2 protein-coding genes are annotated in these 1,356 nt (G+C 55.2%); both read right to left on the bottom strand.

What is annotated here, in order from left to right:
• Window positions 1-991, bottom strand: a 991-nt coding sequence (locus ACYP33_RS00020; protein WP_459618857.1) for an SEL1-like repeat protein, incomplete at its 3' end; no start/stop codon positions are given.
• Window positions 992-994: 3 nt separating this feature from the next.
• Window positions 995-1,356 (bottom strand): phospholipase D-like domain-containing protein (locus ACYP33_RS00015; protein WP_459618856.1); only part of this gene is annotated, 362 nt, incomplete at its 5' end.

The following is a 1,356-nucleotide window of genomic DNA, read 5'->3' as shown; positions in this document are numbered from 1 at the left end:
GATCGAGGTGCTTTGCCTTCGCAAGCTGGTCGAGCAGTTCTTCCGACGGCTTGGGCGGCGGCACCGCAGCGTCCTGCTCTTTCTGCCACTGGAATGTGCCGTCCCATGCCGGCAGCTTGGCAGGCGGCAATGGAACGATCTTGTCGATGTCCGGGACTTTGGGATTGCGGCCGTCGTTACGATCGATGAAGTTCCCGATTAATTTGTAGCGGCGGGATCGCTCCGGATCACCGGGTAACGCAAGGTAATTCAGTCTGTCTGTCTCAGGAGGTGACCCGAACCCCTCCTCAAGAGCCAAGGCAGCCAGCGTATCGCCCCCTGCCGCTGCCATCTGAAAAGCTTTCACAGCCTCAGGGAAGCGCTTATTAATTTGCAGATCGACACCTAAGGTTTTAGCTGCATCCTGTTGCCCCTGTTCGGCAGCACACTGGCGCATTTGTCGCGCTATGTCGGGAGCCCTATCTATCGGTGCCAGCAAATTTCCGATGTACGCCTGCGCCTCCGGACTACCCATGTCCGCCGCCTTGCGAAAGTATCTCCGCGCTGCGTCAGCGTCCTGCTTCACGCCATAGCCCAGCTCAAGGTAGTGACCCATGTCGTAATACCCACCCGGCACGCCTGCCTTGATCAGCTGATCCACCAGATCAATCGTTTCTACATCCGGGTATAGCGAATCCGCGTATCCCTGCGAAACCAGCCGTTGCAGATTTTGATTGGCCTTGTAGTGACCGTAAGCGGCCGCGATCCGGTAATAGCGGGCAGCGCTATTAAAGTCCTTGGGACCATCCTGCTTCTCAAGATACAAGCCGTATTTAAAAAACTCATCCGCCTGCGAGTCGAGCGGTGGCAGGTGATCCGCCTGGCGTACACAGGCGAAGGCGAGATTCGCACGAACGCCGTTGATGTCAGATTGCGAAGGCAATTGGCTATCCTTGTTCGAGCATGCCGATAATAATGAAATAATAGAAAGCGCGATGAAAATTAGCTTCATGACTTAGTCCACTCGAAGTCGGCTCGTTGACGTCCGAATGAAACTAATCAACGATGCTCCCGGCGCCAGATTGTTGGCTTGATTTCCCGAATTTAAATCGATGACACGCCCCCATGCTTTAAATGCCTCACCCGGCAAATCCTGCGCCCCCTTCCCATTCGTATGCATCTCCCACAACCTCCTCCGCAACGCCTGCGTCACACCAGAATGTTCATGGCAGATATTCAACTCACTATCCACTTCCATACTGCGCAAATTCACATTTGCCGAGCCATGCGTGAGGAACACATCGTCCACGATCATGATCTTGCTGTGCACGTACACCGGCATCCACTGCTTGGCCGGTGAATCCGGCGCCACCAGCG

The organism is Burkholderia sp. 3C, assembly GCF_054589155.1.
This window is presented reverse-complemented; position numbering and strand designations above follow the sequence as displayed.